Origin of the sequence: Streptomyces sp. NPDC060366 (assembly GCF_042725135.1) — a bacterium.
Taxonomy (GTDB): Bacteria; Actinomycetota; Actinomycetes; order Streptomycetales; family Streptomycetaceae; genus Streptomyces.
In genome coordinates, this window is the sequence record NZ_JBHXDC010000021.1 from 1 (window position 1) to 17,246 (window position 17,246).

Annotated in this window: 14 protein-coding genes and 1 pseudogene; 5 read left to right on the plus strand and 10 right to left on the minus strand. The window is 70.6% G+C overall.

What is annotated here, in order from left to right; translation table 11 throughout:
• Positions 1–128: 128 nt before the first annotated feature.
• From ACFWHU_RS33060 to ACFWHU_RS33070, 3 genes are all read right to left on the minus strand, one after another.
• Complete coding sequence (locus ACFWHU_RS33060; protein WP_385802264.1) at positions 129–1,100, minus strand: sugar phosphate isomerase/epimerase family protein; 972 nt, start codon at positions 1,098–1,100, stop codon at positions 129–131.
• 271 nt (positions 1,101–1,371) lie between these two features.
• On the minus strand, positions 1,372–2,319 hold the full coding sequence (locus ACFWHU_RS33065) for a hypothetical protein (RefSeq protein WP_385802266.1): 948 nt from the start codon (positions 2,317–2,319) through the stop codon (positions 1,372–1,374).
• A 441-nt stretch (positions 2,320–2,760) separates the two neighbouring features.
• Positions 2,761–3,159, minus strand: a complete 399-nt coding sequence (locus ACFWHU_RS33070) for a winged helix-turn-helix transcriptional regulator (RefSeq protein WP_385802268.1) — start codon at positions 3,157–3,159, stop codon at positions 2,761–2,763.
• A gap of 118 nt (positions 3,160–3,277) precedes the next feature.
• Between ACFWHU_RS33070 and ACFWHU_RS33075 the strand changes: the two genes are divergently transcribed.
• Positions 3,278–4,138: an SDR family oxidoreductase gene (locus tag ACFWHU_RS33075; RefSeq protein ID WP_387229486.1), complete on the plus strand. Its 861-nt coding sequence runs from the start codon at positions 3,278–3,280 to the stop codon at positions 4,136–4,138.
• A gap of 109 nt (positions 4,139–4,247) precedes the next feature.
• Here ACFWHU_RS33075 and ACFWHU_RS33080 read toward each other — a convergent pair.
• Positions 4,248–5,210: pseudogene (locus ACFWHU_RS33080) on the minus strand (SDR family NAD(P)-dependent oxidoreductase).
• Positions 5,211–5,563: 353 nt separating this feature from the next.
• On the opposite strand from ACFWHU_RS33080, the gene ACFWHU_RS33085 reads away from it, so the two are divergent.
• From ACFWHU_RS33085 to ACFWHU_RS33095, 3 genes are all read left to right on the plus strand, one after another.
• Positions 5,564–6,331 (plus strand): NPP1 family protein, encoded by a 768-nt coding sequence (locus ACFWHU_RS33085; RefSeq protein WP_387229489.1) that lies wholly within the window; start codon positions 5,564–5,566, stop codon positions 6,329–6,331.
• Between the two features lie 234 nt (positions 6,332–6,565).
• Positions 6,566–6,799, plus strand: a complete 234-nt coding sequence (locus ACFWHU_RS33090) for a hypothetical protein (RefSeq protein WP_387229492.1) — start codon at positions 6,566–6,568, stop codon at positions 6,797–6,799.
• A gap of 81 nt (positions 6,800–6,880) precedes the next feature.
• Positions 6,881–7,714 (plus strand): SDR family oxidoreductase, encoded by an 834-nt coding sequence (locus ACFWHU_RS33095; protein ID WP_385801501.1) that lies wholly within the window; start codon positions 6,881–6,883, stop codon positions 7,712–7,714.
• A gap of 45 nt (positions 7,715–7,759) precedes the next feature.
• Here ACFWHU_RS33095 and ACFWHU_RS33100 read toward each other — a convergent pair whose 3' ends face one another.
• Genes ACFWHU_RS33100 through ACFWHU_RS33120 form a run of 5 tightly spaced genes read right to left on the minus strand, consistent with a single transcriptional unit; the run spans position 7,760 to position 14,974 of the window.
• Positions 7,760–10,582 carry a hypothetical protein gene (locus tag ACFWHU_RS33100; RefSeq protein ID WP_387229495.1) on the minus strand — a complete coding sequence of 941 codons (2,823 nt, stop codon included), beginning with the start codon at positions 10,580–10,582 and terminating at the stop codon, positions 7,760–7,762.
• Positions 10,579–11,691, minus strand: coding sequence for an AAA family ATPase (locus tag ACFWHU_RS33105; RefSeq protein WP_385801505.1), 1,113 nt, complete (start codon positions 11,689–11,691; stop codon positions 10,579–10,581). Before ACFWHU_RS33105 ends, ACFWHU_RS33100 begins: the two co-directional genes overlap by 4 nt.
• Positions 11,692–11,730: 39 nt before the next feature.
• The gene (locus tag ACFWHU_RS33110) at positions 11,731–13,086 is read right to left on the minus strand and encodes a VWA domain-containing protein (RefSeq protein WP_387229501.1); all 1,356 of its coding nucleotides are present in this window, start codon (positions 13,084–13,086) and stop codon (positions 11,731–11,733) included.
• Positions 13,083–14,501, minus strand: a complete 1,419-nt coding sequence (locus ACFWHU_RS33115) for a hypothetical protein (RefSeq protein WP_387229504.1) — start codon at positions 14,499–14,501, stop codon at positions 13,083–13,085. The genes ACFWHU_RS33110 and ACFWHU_RS33115 overlap by 4 nt, the downstream gene beginning before the upstream one ends.
• The gene (locus ACFWHU_RS33120) at positions 14,471–14,974 is read right to left on the minus strand and encodes a hypothetical protein (RefSeq protein WP_385801511.1); all 504 of its coding nucleotides are present in this window, start codon (positions 14,972–14,974) and stop codon (positions 14,471–14,473) included. The genes ACFWHU_RS33115 and ACFWHU_RS33120 overlap by 31 nt, the downstream gene beginning before the upstream one ends.
• Positions 14,975–15,201: 227 nt before the next feature.
• On the opposite strand from ACFWHU_RS33120, the gene ACFWHU_RS33125 reads away from it, so the two are divergent.
• The gene (locus ACFWHU_RS33125) at positions 15,202–16,230 is read left to right on the plus strand and encodes an aldo/keto reductase (protein ID WP_387229507.1); all 1,029 of its coding nucleotides are present in this window, start codon (positions 15,202–15,204) and stop codon (positions 16,228–16,230) included.
• A 21-nt stretch (positions 16,231–16,251) separates the two neighbouring features.
• On the opposite strand, the gene ACFWHU_RS33130 is transcribed toward ACFWHU_RS33125, so the two are convergent.
• Positions 16,252–17,115, minus strand: a complete 864-nt coding sequence (locus tag ACFWHU_RS33130; protein ID WP_385801515.1) for an SDR family oxidoreductase — start codon at positions 17,113–17,115, stop codon at positions 16,252–16,254.
• Between the last annotated feature and the right edge of the window lie 131 nt (positions 17,116–17,246).

The window sequence follows — 17,246 nt, forward strand, 5'->3', positions numbered from 1 at the left end:
TTTTCTTGGTTCTTGGGGTGGGGGGATGGGTTTTGCTTCTCCTCGTCCGTGTTCGTTAGGGGGGGGTGTGCGGGGGGGGCGCCCCCGGGGGGGGGCGGCCCCCGACCGTCTTCCGGGGGGAAGCCCTCTCAGCCGAGGAGTCCCTTGAGCGCCGTGAAGCTGCGCTCCGCCGCGCCGAGCGAACCCGGCGGATTGGGCTGGGTGTTGGGCGCGGTGTCCTGCTCCCAGATGCCGACGTGCGAGGCGCGCGGACCGATGTCGCGCACGAACTTCTCGTACGGGAGGTCGCCGGCACCGAACTCGACGATGTCGAAGCCGTTGGCGTTCGCCGAGTTGGCGTCGCCGTCCTTCATGTGGAACAGCGGGTAGCGGTACGGCTGGTTGCGCACGTACGCCGCCGGGTCGAATCCGGGGTAGCGGTACTGGCCCACGTACGCCCAGTAGATGTCCAGCTCCAGATAGACGTGGCGCGGGTCGGTGTTCTTGAGGAACACGTCGTACAGCCGGACCGACGGCTGGTCGGTGGCGAACGCGAACTCGCCCGCGTGGTTGTGCTGGTAGAGCTTCAGACCGCGCGCGGTCGCCGCGGCGCCCCAGACGTTGAACTCGTCGGCGGCGGCGCGGTAGCCCGCGACGGTGTTGACGTTCGTCGGCGCGTTGGCCGTACCCACGTGGGGCATGCCGAGGATCTGCGCGGCGTCCAGCTCGCCCTGGAGGTTCGAGCGGAAGTTGCCGATGCCGACGTGGCTGCCGACCGCGCGCAGGCCGTTGTCGTCGAGCAGCTTGCGGATCTCCGGGAGGGTGATCTGCCGGCCCAGGATGGAGGTGTTCTGGGTGTAGCCGGCGAACTCGATCTCCTTGTAGCCGATCCGCGCCAACTCGGGCAGGACGACGCCGAATCCGAGGGCGCTGACCTTGTCGCGGATGCTGTAGAGCTGGATGCCGATGCGGTCCTTCGGGATGGACAGACTGGCCGGCGCCGCGGCTGCGGCGGAGGTCGCGGCGGCCCCGGTGACGGAGGCAGCGGCGAGGGCCACGGTGGTGCCGGCGGTGGCGCGCAGGAAGTCTCTGCGATCAAACGACTTGCGAATATGGCTCACGGTCACTCCTGGGGAATGAGGAGAAGAGGGTAGGACCGGGGCGCGCGCGGCCGAGTCGCTGCTCGGCGGTGCGCGCCACTACGGCGGGGGTGGGCCGCTGCCGGCGGGAGGGGAGCCGCCCGGCGATACGGAGATGCGAGATGCGGAGATGTGGAAGTGCGGAGGTACGGCGGCGGGGGCGGCCGCCGTCACCTGCCGGTGTCGCCGCGTCAGCCGCGACACACGCCGGGACAGGCGCCGCTACGGGCGCTGTCGCGGGCGCCTTTCGGGATCAGAGGCGGGACTTGCCCGCCTCATGGGCGTCGGACCGCGCCTCGGCGGCGCGCTCGGCGGCCCGCTCGGCGAGGTCGGCGCCGCGGTCCTGCGGCGCGGCCTTCCTGGCGGAGCTGGAAGAGCCGGCGGCGGCGGTCTCGCCGGTGACGGCGCCACGGATACGGGTCAACTCGCCCACGACCAGGACGGGGTTGTTGCCGGTCGCGGTGAGCCCGCCGCGCACGATCGTGTTGTCGAGCACGGCGTTGGCGGTGTTGTCGGTGACCGACAGGTTGCCGCCGAAGTACGAGGCGCCGGCGCAGGAGCCGAGCACTCCCTCGCCGCCGATCTGGAGGTTGTCGGCGTTGCCCGAGTACGTGGCGGCGCCGTACACCTCGCTGGCGCAGAACACGCCGCCGAGGGCGTTCCCGTCGACGGTGAGCGCGCCCTTGACGGTGGAGTCGTACACGTCGCTGTACTGGTTGTCGGCACCGGTCAGCGAGCCGTTGAGGGTGCTGCCGGAGACGTAGAGCTCACCGGCCGTGGTGCTGACGTTCCCGCCGAGCGTCGAGTCGACCGCGTAGATGAACCCCTCGGTGGTGTTGACGGCCTTGAGGTTGCTCTTCTCCAGGTGCGTGCCGAACGCGGAGTCGGTGGTCAGCGTGCCCTTGACCGTGGTGTCGGTGAGGTCGAGATAGGCGTTCTCCTCGACGGTGACCGCGCCGTTGAAGGTGGCGCCCGCCGCCACGAGGTCGGCGCCGGCCTCGACGGTCACCGAGCCCTTGACTCTTGTGCCGGTGAGGGTGCATGACTTCCCGGCAGGTACGACCAGGTCGTTGCTGACGGTCACAGCCCCGCCGTCACCGACACAGGTGGTGTAGAGAGCCGCCTGGGCCGAACCGGAGAAGGCCACCAGGCTCCCGGATGCCACCAGCGAGGCCGTGGCGATGAACGTACGGATCTTCATGTCGCTTCCCTTCAGCTGCGGTCACGGCAGAGTCGGTGACCCGGCCGGTTTCCCGTGTTTCGACGGGGGTGCTGCACGGTGCGTGTGCGACGACCGCGGTGACGGCGATCGCGCAGCGCCTCGTGACGGGCGGTGGCCCGGCCATGGGGGGAGAGACGTGGAAAGACTCGTGGGGTGAGGGGCGTTCGGGTGAACGCCGATCGGCTGCGGTGTTACCGCGACGAAACACATGTCCCGGTGGGCCGAGACATTAGAGCGACGCGTGGGGACTGTCCAGAGGTTCGGTACGAATCTCTGGAACTTTCTAATGATTCATCAAAAGGTGTGAGGTGCCGGGAGAAAACGCGACGGAACGTACGCGGTGTCCGGCGGGGAGGCGCTCAACGGCGCGGCGGTGCGTTGCAGTTCGCGACAGTGAAGAGGGTGGGTGTGCGGGGCCCGTCAGGCAGTCGCGGCGGGCGGTACCGGTGCGCGTGCCTCGTCGTACGCCTCGCGGGCGGCGAACACCGCGTCCAGCCGTCGTTCCGTCCAGCGCGCCAGTCCCCACACCTGCTCCGCCGCCTCGCGGCCCAGCTCGGTCAGTGAGTAGTCCACGCGCGGCGGGATCACGGGCTTGGCGTCGCGGTGGACGAAGCCGTCCCGCTCCAATGTCTGAAGGGTCTGGGCGAGCATCTTCTCGCTGACGCCGTCGACCTCGCGGCGCAGTTCGCTGAACCGGTACGAGCGCTCCAGCAGCGCGGCGAGCACCAGCACCCCCCAACGGCTGGTGACATGTTCCAGCACCAGCCGGGAGGGACACATCCGCCGGTTGACGTCGGGCCTGGCTGCGCTTTCGTCCATTCCGGTACCTTACTTCAAGGTGGGTACTTCCTTTCAGTTAGTGCGGCACATATCGTAGATCCAGTCCGTTACGAAACGGGCCAATCGCCTCAAACCGCACTAGTCAGATAGGCGCCTCATGAGCATCGTCGTCACCGGAGCGACCGGACACCTCGGCCGTCTCACCATCGAATCCCTGCTGGCCGCCGAGGTACCGGCCGGCGAGATCGCCGCCGTCGCGCGGGACAGGGCGAAGGCCGCGCCCCTGGCGGCGCTCGGCGTCGAGGTGCGGACCGGCGACTACGACAGCCCCGAGTCACTGACGGACGTCTTCCGGGCGGGTGACCGCGTCCTGTTCGTCTCCGGCAGCGAGGCGGGCCGGCGCGTACCGCAGCACACCGCCGTCGTCGACGCCGCGCGGGCGGCGGGCGTGGCCCAACTCGCGTACACCGGCGTACTGGGCGGACCCGACGCCGACTTCGAGCTGGCCGCCGAGCACAAGGTCACCGAGCGGCTGATCCTTGAGTCCGGGCTGCCGTACACCTTCCTGCGCAACGGCTGGTACACCGAGAACTACACCGAGAACCTGGCCCCGGTACTGGAGCACGGCGCCGTCGTCGCCGCCGCGGGCGACGGACGTGTCGCGAGCGCGAGCCGCGCGGACTACGCGGCGGCGGCAGCGGCGGTCGTGACCGGCGAGGGGCATCTGAACAAGGCGTACGAGCTGTGCGGCGACACGGCGTGGTCCTTCGACGAGTACGCGGCGGAGCTGTCGCGGCGGACCGGGCGGACGATCGCCTACAACAACGTCCCCGGCGAGACGATGCTGGGCATCCTCACGGGCGCCGGCGTGCCCGAGCCGATGGCCGCGATCCTCGTGGACGTGGACAGGGCCATCGAGCGTGGGCTGCTGGTCGGTAGGACGGGTGACCTGTCCCGGCTCGCGGGCCGGCCGACGACGCCGCTCGCGGAGTCGGTCGCGGAGGCGCTGAAGGGCTGAGCGCGTTGCCGGGGGGTTGCCGCGGCGGGGCGGGGCGGTCTGTGGTCGTCGCGGTGGTCGGGAAGGTCTGTGGTGTTCGCGGTGACCGTCGGAGTGGCCCGGCCCCGACTCAGGGTGTCGCCGCGAAAGCGTCCACCCCGGTCAGCTCCGCCGACAACCGCCAGAGCCGCGCGGCCTCTTCGGGATCGGTCGCCCACGCGCTCACACCGCTGCCCAGGACCGTGTCCGGCGCGGCGGGCTCGGCGATGTCGCAGTCCTCGCAGTACACCCCGCCCGCGTCCGCCAGCCTTGGAGAGGTCGCCGCCCACACCTGTGTCGCGGCGCCCTCTTCAGGGGTCTTCCAGCCGCTGTTCGTCGGGCTCGAGTCGATCGACTTCGTCAGGTCGTCCAGCTCCGTCTCGGACATGTGGCGTCCCAGCGACGTGGCGATCGTGCCGGGGTGCACCGAGAACGCCCGCACCCCGGAGTCCCGTCCCAGCGCGTCCAGTCGGACCGCGAACAACGCGTTGGCCGTCTTGGCCTGGCCGTACGCCTGCCACTTGTCGTAGCCGCGCTCGAACTGCACGTCGTCCCAGCGCATCGCCGAGAGCTGGTGCCCGTTGGAGGAGACCGAGACGACGCGCGCCGCCGCGCTCGATCGCCGGCCAGAGCCGGTTCACAAGCGCGAAGTGGCCGAGGTGATTGGTGGTGAACTGCGCCTCCCAGCCGGGGCCGACACGCGTCTCCGGGGACGCCATGATCCCGGCGTTGCCGATCATCAGATCGATGTCGCGGCCCGAGGCGAGGAACCGTTCGGCGAAGGACCTGACGCTGTCGAGATCCGTCAGATCCAGCTCGTCCACCTCCACACCGTCGATCCCGTCGACCGCCGCCTGAGCGGTGGATCGCCGACGCGCGGGAACGACCACGCGCGCCCCGGCGCCCGCGAGCGCGCGAGTGGTCTCCAGGCCGAGGCCCGAGTAGCCACCGGTGACGACCGCGAGCCGGCCGGAGAGGTCGATGCCCCGCAGAACCTCGTCCGTGGTGGTTCTGGTTCCGAATCGGTACCGATCTTGTGCTGTTGAGTGGTCATGAATCGAAGCTAGGGATTGGAGTGCGCTCGAAGTCAACATCGACATGGCTGTTCGCTCCGGCCCGGACCGGCCGGCGCGCCGGCCCACCTATTCGGGGGAGTCTTCCCCGACCAGGGCAGGGGGCAGGCCGCGGGCCACGCCGGGAACCGGTCTTCGGAGCACGCCGGGGCCCGGGGCGCGGATCGGGCGGCATGATCGGCCCGGTCCCCAAGTCGCCTGCCCCTTCTATTGGTTGATCTTTCACCACGCCGACACCTGTCGACGCTCGGTACGTCAACAACGACCCCAGAAGATGATCCGAGCATGTCAAAATGACCGGTGCCCCCACGCCGCGGTCGATCAGGAGGACGCAGTGAAGAAAAGCTCGCGCATCCGCAAGGTCTCGTTCACCCTTGGCAGCGCCCTCGCGCTGGTCATCGCATTCCCCGGCAGTGCTCTCGCCGATCCCCCCGGCGCCCTGCCCGCCAACGCGGACGGGCTGGAGCAGACGTTCCAGCCGGCGTACGACTACGACACCGACGGCTGCTACCCCACCCCGGCCATCGGCCCGGACGGAACCGTCAATCCGGGTCTCAACCCCAGCGGCGCCCTCAACGGCCAGTGCCGCGACTCCTGGGACCTCGACAACACCAACGGATACTCGCGGTCCAAGTGCAACAACGGCTGGTGCGCGATCGTGTACGGCCTCTACTTCGAGAAGGACCAGGCCGTGGTGGGCAGTTCGCTCGGCGGGCACCGTCACGACTGGGAGCACGTGGTGGTGTGGGTGCAGAACGACCAGGCCCAGTACGTCTCCACCTCCGCCCACGGCAACTTCGACATCCACTCCCGTGACCAGATCCGGTGGGACGGGACGCACCCCAAGGTCGTCTACCACAAGGACGGAATCGGGACGCACGCCTTCCGCGCCGCGAACAACAACGACGAGCCGCCGGAGAACCACCACGGCGGATGGCAGTTCCCGCGGCTGGTCGGCTGGAACGGATACCCGGCGGGTCTGCGCGACAAGCTGAGCCAGGCCAACTTCGGCAGCGCCGTCTTCGGCCTCAAGGACGGCAACTTCAACGGTCACCTGGAGAAGGCCAAGCCGGCCGGCATCCCGTTCGACCCCAACGCCTGACGATCGGAGCACGGTCGGGGCCGGGGGGGGGGGGGGGGGGGGGGGGGGGCCCCCGCCCCCCGCCCCCCCCCCCCCGGCCCCGGCGCTGTTCGCCCTGTTAGCCTCACCGTGTGTTCCTCTTCCGTGCGTAGGACCTCGTAAAGACCGCGACGGCAGCCCGAGTCGCGGTCCTTCGGCGTCCCTGTACGGCTCGGCGCCCGAACCCGCGCCGCCTTTTTCGAGGAACCACTCCGAATGTCGTCGTACGCCGCTGTCCTGCGGACCCCGCATGCCGCGAGCACCTTCGGTGCCGCCCTTCTCGGCCGGCTCTCCTACGGGACGCTCTCCCTCTCCCTCCTGCTGGCGGTGAAGGACGCCTCGGGTTCCCTCGCTCTGGCCGGCACCGCACTGGCGCTGATCTGCGCCGCCGTGACGCTCCGCGCCACGAGTCGCCGAAGCCCGGTTCGAGGCGCCGCAGGGGCTTCTTGACCTGAAGTCCGGTTGAGGTCCTAGCGTCGGATCTCGCGCGCGACCGTCGCACCGCCGCTCCACGACAGGAGAGAACAACTCATGATCCTCGTGACCGGGGCCACCGGAAACATAGGGAGCACTCTCGTGCGGGAGCTCCAGGAGTCCGGTGCCGGACCGTTGCGGGCTCTCACCCGGGACACCTCGTCGGCGGCGTTCCCGGCGGGGACCGAAGCGGTGGAGGGCGACCTCGCCCGGCCGGCGTCGCTGAAGAGCGCGCTGGACGGCGTGCGCTCGCTGTTCCTCGTCTCGCGTATCGGCCCGGACGCCGAGATCATCCGGGCCGCCCGCTCGGCGGGTGTGGAGCATGCGGTGCTGGTGTCGTCCATCACCGTCCGGACCCATCCGCACCTCGGCCCGGCAGAGGAGAACCTGACCGTCGAGCGACTCCTCAAGGACAGCGGCATGACGTGGACGATCCTGCGTCCCACCCAGTTCGCCTCGAACGCCCTGTGGTGGGCGGCGACCATCCGCGAGCGGGAGACGGTGCGCGTGCCGTACGCGGACGTCGGCCTCCCCACGATCCACCCCGCGGACATCGCGTCCGTGGCGCGGGTGGCGCTGACCGAACACGGCCACCGGGGACACACCTACGCGCTGACCGGGCCGGAGCGGATCACGGCCCGGCAGCAGGTGGCGACCATCGCGACGGTGCTGGGGCGGGACGTCCCGCTCGCCGGCATCAGCAGGGCGGAGGCCCACCGCACGATGGCCGCCTTCCTGGACGACGAATCCGCGGACGCGGTGCTCGACGTGACGGGCGGCGACATCAACGACGAACTGCTCGCGGTGCACGACACCGCACCCCGCATCATCGGCGCCCCGGCCAGGACGTTCCGGCAATGGGCCACGGAGAACGCCGCCGCCTTCGGCTGAACCGCCCGACCGGGACAACTCCTGGCAGGGGCCGACCGGTTCGCGTCATGTACCGGCCAGCAGCACCTCCAACGCCGCGGCCGTCTCCGGGTGGCGGGCGGCGAGCAGGGCGCCCGACGGGGCGGGATCCGCCGTCTGCCACGATCCCTCGCAGCCGAGCAGACCCGCGAGCGCGTCGCACGTCGCGGGGTGCGCGGAGAGCAGCGCGGCACCGGCGCTCCCTCCGGCTCCGGTCGCGCGGGCGGATCGAGGCACCGCGGTGTCCGGTCCTTCCCGCCAGGGCGGTGTCCACGCGTCCAGCGCGTCGAGCCGGCCGGGGAAGATCCGGCCCGCCTCACGGATCAGCAGCGGCGCCAGGTCGGCGCCGTCGGACCGCAACGTGGTGATCAGCTTCGGCAGCCACGGCAGCAGTACGTGATCCGGCAGCCGTGCGAACGCGTTGGACACCGCCTCCACGACGAAGTCCGCCAACTGCGGTACCGGCTCCAGCGCGTGCAGGAATCCGCTGAGATGGCGGGGATAGGCGGGCACCACCAGGGGATTGCCCAGCAACTCGTCGCAGCGCGCCCGAAGGTCGGCGCGCGAGAGCTGTCCGAGCTGGACCTGAGCCGCCCACAGCAGCGCCACCTTGGCGGGCTCGCGCGGATGCGACTGCGCGAACGCCAGCTCCAGTTGGGTCCGGTCGCAGCCCAGCGACACCGCCAGAGACTCCATGCTGAACAGGAAGCCCAGCATCGCGGCCACCTGCCGGACCCGCGCGTCCTCGTCGGTGAACGCCGTCGGCAGCAAGGTGCAGTAGTGCGCGTAACCGGTCTTGACGAAGGACTCGATCCACGGCGGCAGCACCGGTTCACTCGTCCGGTAGTACGCGAGCAGCCGGCGCACCCGGCGCAGCACCTCCGGCGCGCCGTCGACGCTGCGCTCGGTCGCCAGGACCTCCAGGGCGCGCGTGCCCAGTTCGTCGGCGAGGCGGCGGCTGCCCAGATACAGCGTCGCGTTCTCGACGGCCTCAAGGACATCCGCCGTGGTCGCCTGCGGATCGTACGCACGGCGCCGCAGACGCTGCTCCAGGACCTGCTCGATGCTGACGCCCTCGTAACCCAGCTCGATCAGCGCCCGCTGATGGGTGCCCAGCGCCAGGTCCCACGACTCCTGGATGGGCCGCTCGCCGAGCGCCCGTTCGCCCATGATCGCCCGCGCCGCGCCGTACGGCAGCAGATGACGCAGCATCCACAGCACGTCGGAGCACCGCTCCAGTTCCGGACTGGCCGCCATGTCCAGCAACGCCCTCTGCACACCGCGCTGTTCGAGCTTCAGACCGAGCGGCGCGAGCCGGTCGTGCACATCGCGCGCGAGCGGCGGCAGCGCGTCGTACCCGACCTGTCCGATCCGGTCGCCGCCCATCATGATCTCGACGATGCGGCGCACGTCGCGCCGGCCCGGCACGGTGTCCTTCTCGATACAGGTGATCGCCGCGTCCTGGAAGTCGTACGGCGTGGGCCTTGCCCGGTCGCGCATTCCGGCCAGCAGGATCGACGTCTCGAACACGGCGATGGCGTCGGCGGTCGAGGCGAGATAGCCGTTACGGCGCGCGGCGCGCACGATCTCCACCGACCAGCCGAGCAGTTCGGCCTCGTCCAGCCGGTCGAGCACGGGCGGGCGTCGCAGGAAACCGGACAGCTGGTCCGAGGGGGTGCCGTCCGCCTCGGGGAGGGCCGGGACCGCGGCCTTTCCCGGTTTCGTCGCCTTCTTCGCGCCCGCCTGTCCCACGAGCCGGAACGGCTGGACCTTGGTGCGCCGCAGGTTCTTCGTCCACTGGGTCGCGGCGATGGACACGGAGCCCGCGGTGAGACCGAACTGGGCCTCGATCGCCGCGTGGCTGGAGGGAATCAGACCGTGCTGCCACACGCTCGCGCTGGGCGGGCCGATCTCGAAGGTCGCGGCGCCGTGGACGCCGAACTCCTCGACCCTGCTGGCCGCGTGGAACGCACCGCAGACGTAGAGACAGTCCGCGGCGTCGGTCCCGGAGGCGGCGAGATGCTCGCGCATCCTCGTCCACATGTAGCGCTCGCGGTCCTCGTCCACGCGCACCCGCCGCGCGTCGCCGGGCGCCAGCCGGCGGAAGAGGCTGCCGATCAGCAGCATGACCTGCCGGTAGGTGTCGTGGTCGCTGTCGCCGAGCGGCAGCTCGACGTACTGGTGCCACCACTCCGACCAGTGCCGCACCCGGCCGTGGCGCAGCAGGTGCTCCTCCAACTCGGCGAAGCGCGGGCGCAGATCGCCGATCTCCACGCCGACGGCGTCGCCGTGCAGACCCGCCTCCTCCTCGGCGGGCGGCGCCTCCGGGTCGGCGGTCTCGGTGGCGTCCGCCGAGTCCGTCCCGTCCGTCTGCCACTGGAACACGTGGTCCGACGAGCGGTCCACGAGGACCAGCTCCACGCCCGGTGTGTCCAGCGCGTAGGCGATCGCCTGGTACTCGGCCGACGCCTCGGTGATCGGTGCGACGACCGACAGCGGCGCCCAGTCGGCCGGGAAGCCGTCGACCTCGCTCGCGAATGCCTGAACCGCCACCGGGAGCCGGCAGTTGCGCAGCTCGGACAGGAGCGGCGCCATGTCCTCGCACAGCTCCAGATAGACGACCTTCGGCCGCTTCTCCCGCAGCCGCCGCGCCATGGCGATCGCCGAGGCGGGCGAGTGGTGGCAGACGGGGAAGATCTCCAGCGGTTCGCGGACCGCGCGGTCGACGTCGTCCACGATGCCGAGGAGGATGCCCTCCAGCGCCTCGGGCCCGTCGGCCAGCGTCGCGGCGGCCTCGCTCAACTGCGTACGCAGTGCGTCGAAGGCCGCCTCCTTGGGCACGGCGCTCATGACAGGGTGGCGATCGCGTCCCGGCCGCCCTCCAGGAACTCGGGCCAGGCCCCGCCCTTGTCCTTGCTGCGCGGCTCGACCACACCGTGCAGGTACTTGTTGAGAATCGCCAGGTCCTCGGGTTCGCGCCGCGCCAGCGAGCCGACGAGCGAGGAGGCGAGGGCGCGAGCGGTCAGCTCGCGCTCGCCGAAGAAGTTGCTGTGCAGGATCGCGTCCTCCAGTACGCCGATCTGCTCGGCGCTCGACAGCGCCGACTCCAGCTTCTCGTCGTCGCTGCCCGCCGCCGCGGCGGAGGCGCGCAGATCGGCGAAGCTCTGGAGGAGGACGTCCAGCAGCGTGGGCGGCACGTCCAGCTCGATCCGGTGCCTGCGCAGCAGTTCCTCGGTACGGAAGCGGACGATCTCCGCCTCGCTCTTCCTGTTCGTCACCACCGGGATACGGACGAAGTTGAACCGGCGCTTGAGCGCGGAGGACAGGTCGTTGACGCCCCGGTCGCGGCTGTTGGCGGTGGCGATGACCGAGAATCCGGGCTTGGCGAAGACGATGCCGTCGCTGTCCAGCTCCGGGACCGAGATGTACTTCTCCGACAGGATCGAGATCAGGGCGTCCTGGACGTCGCTGGTGGAGCGGGTCAGCTCCTCGAACCGGCCGATCGCGCCGGTCTCCATCGCCGTCATGATCGGGGAGGGGATCATCGACTCACGCGACTGGCCCTTGGCGATCACCATGGACACGTTCCACGAATACTTGATGTGGTCCTCGGTGGTGCCGGCGGTGCCCTGCACCACCAGGGTGGAGCTGCGGCAGATCGCGGCGGACAGCAGCTCGGCCAGCCAGCTCTTCCCCGTTCCGGGGTCACCGATCAGCAGCAGGCCGCGGTCGGACGCCAGGGTCACGACGGAGCGCTCGACCAGGCTGCGGTCGCCGAACCACTTCTGCGGAATCTCGCGGTCGAGACCGTCGGAGCGCTCGGACCCCAGGATGAACAGCCGGACCATCTTCGGTGACAGACGCCAGGAGAACGGCTTGGGACCGTCGTCGACCGACTCCAGCCAGTCCAGCTCCTCGGCGTACTTGATCTCGGCGGGGGCGCGCAACAGGTCAGACATATTCGTGCCTTTCTGCTTTCTAAGTCTTTCGGGTGCCGTCTAAGTGAGAAATGTCTTGAGTTCGTGCACGAGTCCCCGGATATGGCCGGAGACGACCGGCGTCCCGAGCGCCTTGAAGCGCTCGCGGAACCAGGGGTTGACCTCCTGGCGGCCGGAACTGGTGACCGAGCCGACCGGGATGAACTTCACCCCGGAGCGGTGGACCGCCTCGATGCCCTCGAACAGCGGCTGGGAGCGGTCGAATTCGTAGAAGTCCGAAATCCACACCATCACCGTGCTGCGAGGCTCGGTGATCTTCGGGCGGGCCATCGCCATCGCCACGGGACCGTCGTTGCCGCCCCCGAGGTTGGTGCGCAGCAGCGTCTCGAACGGGTCGTCGACCCACGGAGTCAGATCGATCGCGCGGGTGTCGTAAGCGATCAGATGCACGTCCACCTTCGGCAGTCCGGCGAAAATGGAGGCCAGGATGGTGCAGTTGACCATCGAGTCGACCATGGAGCCCGACTGGTCCACGACGACGATCAGTCGCTGCGGTGTCGTCTTGCGCGCGGTGTGCCGGTAGTAGAGGCGGTCGACATAGAGCCGTTCCTCCTCGGGGCTCCAGTTGGTGAGGTTCTTCCAGATGGTGCGGTCGAGATCGAGGTTGCGGAACACCCGCTTGGGCGGCACGGAGCGATCCAGGGCGCCGACCGTGGACTTCTCCACCTGCGTGCGCAGCACCTCGGCGACCTCGTCCACGAAGCGCCTGATCAGGGATTTCGCGTTGGCCAGTGCCACTCCGGACAAGTTGCCCTTGTCGCGCAGCAGTTGCTCGATCAGCGACATGCTCGGGGTGAGCCGCGAGGCGAGCGCGGGGTCGGCCAGTACCTCGCGCAGATGCATCCGCCTGACCAGATCGGCTTCGATGGCGCCCAGCTCCGGGCCCGCGCCTCCCGCGGGGCGCCCTCCGCGCAGGGCACCGGGCTCGCAGCCCAGTGCGCGCTCCAGCCAGCCCGCGTCGGACTGCCACTGCGAGAGCTGCCCGGCGGTGACCGTGCCGGAGCCGGAGGCGAAGACGTTGAGCAGCACCTTCGACACCAGCGCCGCGCGCCGAACCTCGGCGGCCCGGTCACGTTCGTCGGCACTGTCACCGTCCGACCCGGTGGTGGACTCCGGATCGGGCACCATCAGACCGTCCAACTCGGCCGCCAGCTCGGGGTGTCGCTGCACCGTCGAGTCCACGGAGACCTTCGGGTCCAGCAGCGCGGGCGGCAGGCCGATGTCCTCGACGACGGCGAGGCTCGCCGATTCCAGCGCCGCCTGCTCCTCGGGGTCGAAGAGCCGGGCGAGAAGTCGCCAGTAAAGGACCTGGCGGCGGCTGTCGTGCGAACTCACCTCAGGGTTCTCTCCGGTCATTTCCGCAACAGCCTTCCCGCGCGCTCGCGCAGCACCGCCGCCGCGTCGGTGGCCGCCTTCTCCGCCTTGGCGCCGGCCTTGTCGGTCGTGCCGCCGGCCCAGGCCCCGGCGTGGACCGCGACGGGCTTCTTCCGCACGGTGGTCTCCACGGCGAGCGGCTGGACGGTGAACGCCCCGGCGTCCCAGCGAAGCAGGCCGACACAGGCCCTCGACGCGGCGACGGCCTCGGGGGTGAGCGGTCCTGCGGTCGGTATACGGTCGGTGTCGACGGCCAGCCGGTGTCCCGCGACGGTGAACGACAGCCCCCCGTCGTCCTTTTGAGCGCCGTAGCCCTCCAGGAATACGGGCACGGCGATGCGCGAGGGATGCCGGTCCAGGGGAGCGGCCGGGAAAGCCGTGGCGGTGGACATGGCGACGCGCGCGGTGGCGAGGGCGTCGGCGGGCCCGCCCGTACGTGCCTGCGCGTCGTTCCAGATCAGGTCGCCCTCGGCGGTGACCGGCATGTCGGTGAGGTCCATCGAGCGGGCTTCGCTCACGGCGGTCAGCAGCGACATGTGCGGGCGAAGGAGCTGCCAGAGGCCGGCTCCGACGACCGTGTCGGGCTTCGGCACCGAGACGCCGGCACGTACCAGACGCGGCGCGGCGCCGTCCGCGGGCTCGAACACGCCGTGCACCTGGGCCTGTACGGCGGTGGCGTGTTCCTGCACGTCGACGCCCAGGGGCAGGAGGCGACCGGTGGCCGTACCGGTCACGGGTACGTCGGCCGCGCCGGGCACGGTCAGCACCATCGCCCGCGACCACAGGTCCGCCCAGCGGCGTACGGGAACCCGGCCCAGGGCCGAACCCGGGCAGGACGCGGCGAGTTCGGCGGCGAAACCGTCGAGCAGCGTCGCCAGGCGGCGCAGCGCCGGGTCCGGCAGCATCGCGGACACGACGGGAGCCGCCCCCGCGACCACGTCGTGATCGATGCCCTGCCAGCCGCAGCGCGCCAGATCGGACAGCCAGGATCGGGCGGCCGTGAGCAGGTTCCCCGCCGGCCGTCCGACCGGCGCGGCGATGCTCTCCTGGGCGCGGGGCCGGCCGATCGCCTCCTCGACGCGGGCCGTCAGCGCGTCGTGGACGGAGCCGAAGAGGGCGGTGCGGGCGGCGGCGAGCGCGACGAGGTGGTCCTCGCTCGCGGCGCCGGCCACCGCCTTGTCCGCAGCCTCGGTGACCACGGCGGCCAGCGGCGTCCCCGCGACGGCGCCGGCGAGTTCCGTCAGGCCGGTGTCCCGCACGGCGTGGGGGCGGAGCAGGCCCACGACGAGAGCCTCATCGAAGGAGTCGACGGCCGCCAGGGCTTCGTCGAGCCCGTCGACGGTCTCGGTGAGCAGGTCGGCACGCATCACGCCACCGCCCTGGTCGGCGGGAACCACTGCATCTCCGGCAACGGCGTGGTGGTCGGGGCGAGTTCCAGATAGGCGAGGTGGCGCAGGAACCGGCTGAAGACGGTCGCGGCGGCGGTGGTGTCACCCTGCGGCGGACGGGTGTCCGTCATACCGGCGGTGAGGGTGTGCGCGGTCGGCTCGCCCTCGGCGGTCTCGACCCGCAGGTAGCGGGCGACGCGCTCGGCGCCGTACTGGAGCACCGCCTCCTGGACGAGGGTCCGGATGTGATTGCAGAACCCGCCGCGCGCGCCGCCGCAGGGCCGGTTGTTGTTGGTGCTGCAGGCGTAGGCGTACGTGACGGCCGCGACCGACGAGACGTAGACCCGCGCGATGTCCGAGCCACTGGACACCACACCTTGCAGACGACCGTCGGCCAGCTCGACGAACGGCACCTTGGCGAGCTTGCGTGGCCGCGCGGGTGGTACCACCCGCGCCGTGCTCGACCTCTCCCAATGTGACACCGCACCATCTCCTTTGCATCAGGGGGGAGTTCCTCGCCAGAACGGCGGAACACCGAAGAACTTACTGGTGACCACTGACAACGCCGGTTCGCAGCCGTCGTTCACGGACACGCGGACAGCCCTCGTTGCTAAACGGAGCAGCGTTCCGTATTGTCGTTCTGGAACACTGTTCCGTTTCCGTCGGCGCATCGCGCCGCGGCGGGCATCACCATCTCCGTAGGAGCGACATGAAGTACCGCACACTGGGCCGCACCGGCATCAAGGTCAGCCCCTACTGCCTGGGCGCGATGATGTTCGGCGCCCTGGGCAACCCCGACCACGAGGACTCCGTCCGCATCATCCACAAGGCGCTGGACGCGGGCATCAACTTCGTCGACACCGCCGACGCCTACTCGCGCGGCGAGTCCGAGGAAATCGTCGGCAAGGCGCTCAAGGGCCGCCGGGACGACGTCGTGCTCGCCACCAAGGCGCACCTCCCCATGGGGGAGGACCCCAATCAGCAGGGCAACTCACGCCGCTGGCTCACACGGGCGCTGGACGACTCACTGCGCCGGCTGGGCACCGATCACGTCGACCTGTTCCAGATCCACCGGCCCGCGCCGGACACCGACGTGGAGGAGACCCTCTCGGCCCTCACCGACATGATGCGCGCGGGCAAGGTCCGGGCCATCGGCACCTCCTCCTTCCCCGCTTCGGACATCGTCGAGGCGCAGTGGGTCGCCGAGCGGCGCGGCCTGGAGCGCTTCCGTACGGAGCAGCCGACGTACTCGATCCTCAACCGCGGCGTCGAGCGCGAGGTGCTGCCGGTCTGCGAGCGCTACGGCATGGGCGCCCTGGTCTACAGCCCGCTGGCGGGAGGACTGCTCACGGGCCGCTACCGCAAGGGGCAGCGGAACGACACCCACCGGGCCGGTTTCGGCTTCAAGCACCTGAGCGACGAGCGCCGGCTCGACGCCGTCGAACAGCTCATCCCCGTCGCCCGGGAGGCCGGGATGTCGCTGACGCACCTGGCGACGGCCTTCGCGATCGCCCACCCCGGCGTGACCTCGGCGATCATCGGCCCGCGCACGATGGACCACCTGGACGACCTCGTCGCGGGCGCCGACATCGGCCTGAGCGACGAGATCCTCGACCGGATCGACGCCGTCGTGGCCCCCGGCACCGACGTGGGCACGCTGGACATGGCCTACGCCCCCCCGGCCGTCGGACAGGCCCATCTGCGCCGTCGCCGGGCCGAGGAGCGCACCGCCGCCTGAGCCGTCGCGCCGCCGCCCGGCTCAGCGACCGTTCTCCGGGGTGGGACGGGGGCCCGCCAGGGTCTGCGCGTACGCGACGAACTGGGGGAGCCAGTCGTCGAAGGCGACCTTGGTCACCATCTCGATCGCCGCCTCCGCACCCTCGCCGACCGGCGAGTGCAGTGGTGTGGCGGGATCCTCGGCCGCGGCGACGACGGCTTCCGCGACCACACTCGCGTCGGCGGCCCCCTCGGCCGTGCCGAGCATGAACCGCCTCAGCCACGCCTCGTCGGCGCCGTACGGACCGTCCTGCGCCACCTCACGCGCGAGCGCGTTCGTGTGGACGTCCGTCGCGAAGCTGCCGGGCTCCAGGCACACGACACGGATCCCGAACCGTCCCACCTCACCCGCGAGGGCTTCGCTGACGGCTCCGAGTCCCGACTTGCCGGCCGCGTAGAAGCCGCCGTACGGCACCGACCAGGTGCGCCCCGCGAGCGAGCTGACGTTGACGACGACCCCACCGCCCTGTCGTCGCATGGCGGGCAGGACGGCCCGCGCGGTCCGCAGCGCACCCCAGAAGTTCGTCTCCATCACGGCCCGCGCCTCGTCGAAAGGTGTGGTCTCGACGGCGCCCACGTGATTGACACCGGCGTTGTTGACGAGGACGTCGACGGCTCCGTGCGCGCTCTCCACCTCGCGTACGGCGGCCGTCGTCGAGGCGTCGTCGGTGACATCCAGGGTGATGATCCGAAGGTCGAGACCCTCGGCCTCGGCCCGCTCGCGGAGCCGGGTCGCCTTCGCGACGTTCCGCATCGAGGCGTACGTACGGTCCCCGCGCCGGGCGAAGGCCAGCGCCGTCTCCAGACCTATCCCGCTGCTGCACCCGGTGATGAGTACCGTTGCCACGCCGGTTCCCCTGTCCCTCGATCAGAAGCGTTCCCGGCCGAGCAGACTAGAAGAGAGAACAGGGCCGGGCTCAGCCCCTACGCGCCCCTACGGCGGGAGCCCGGGATCGTTCGCCGCGTCGCGCGGAGCGC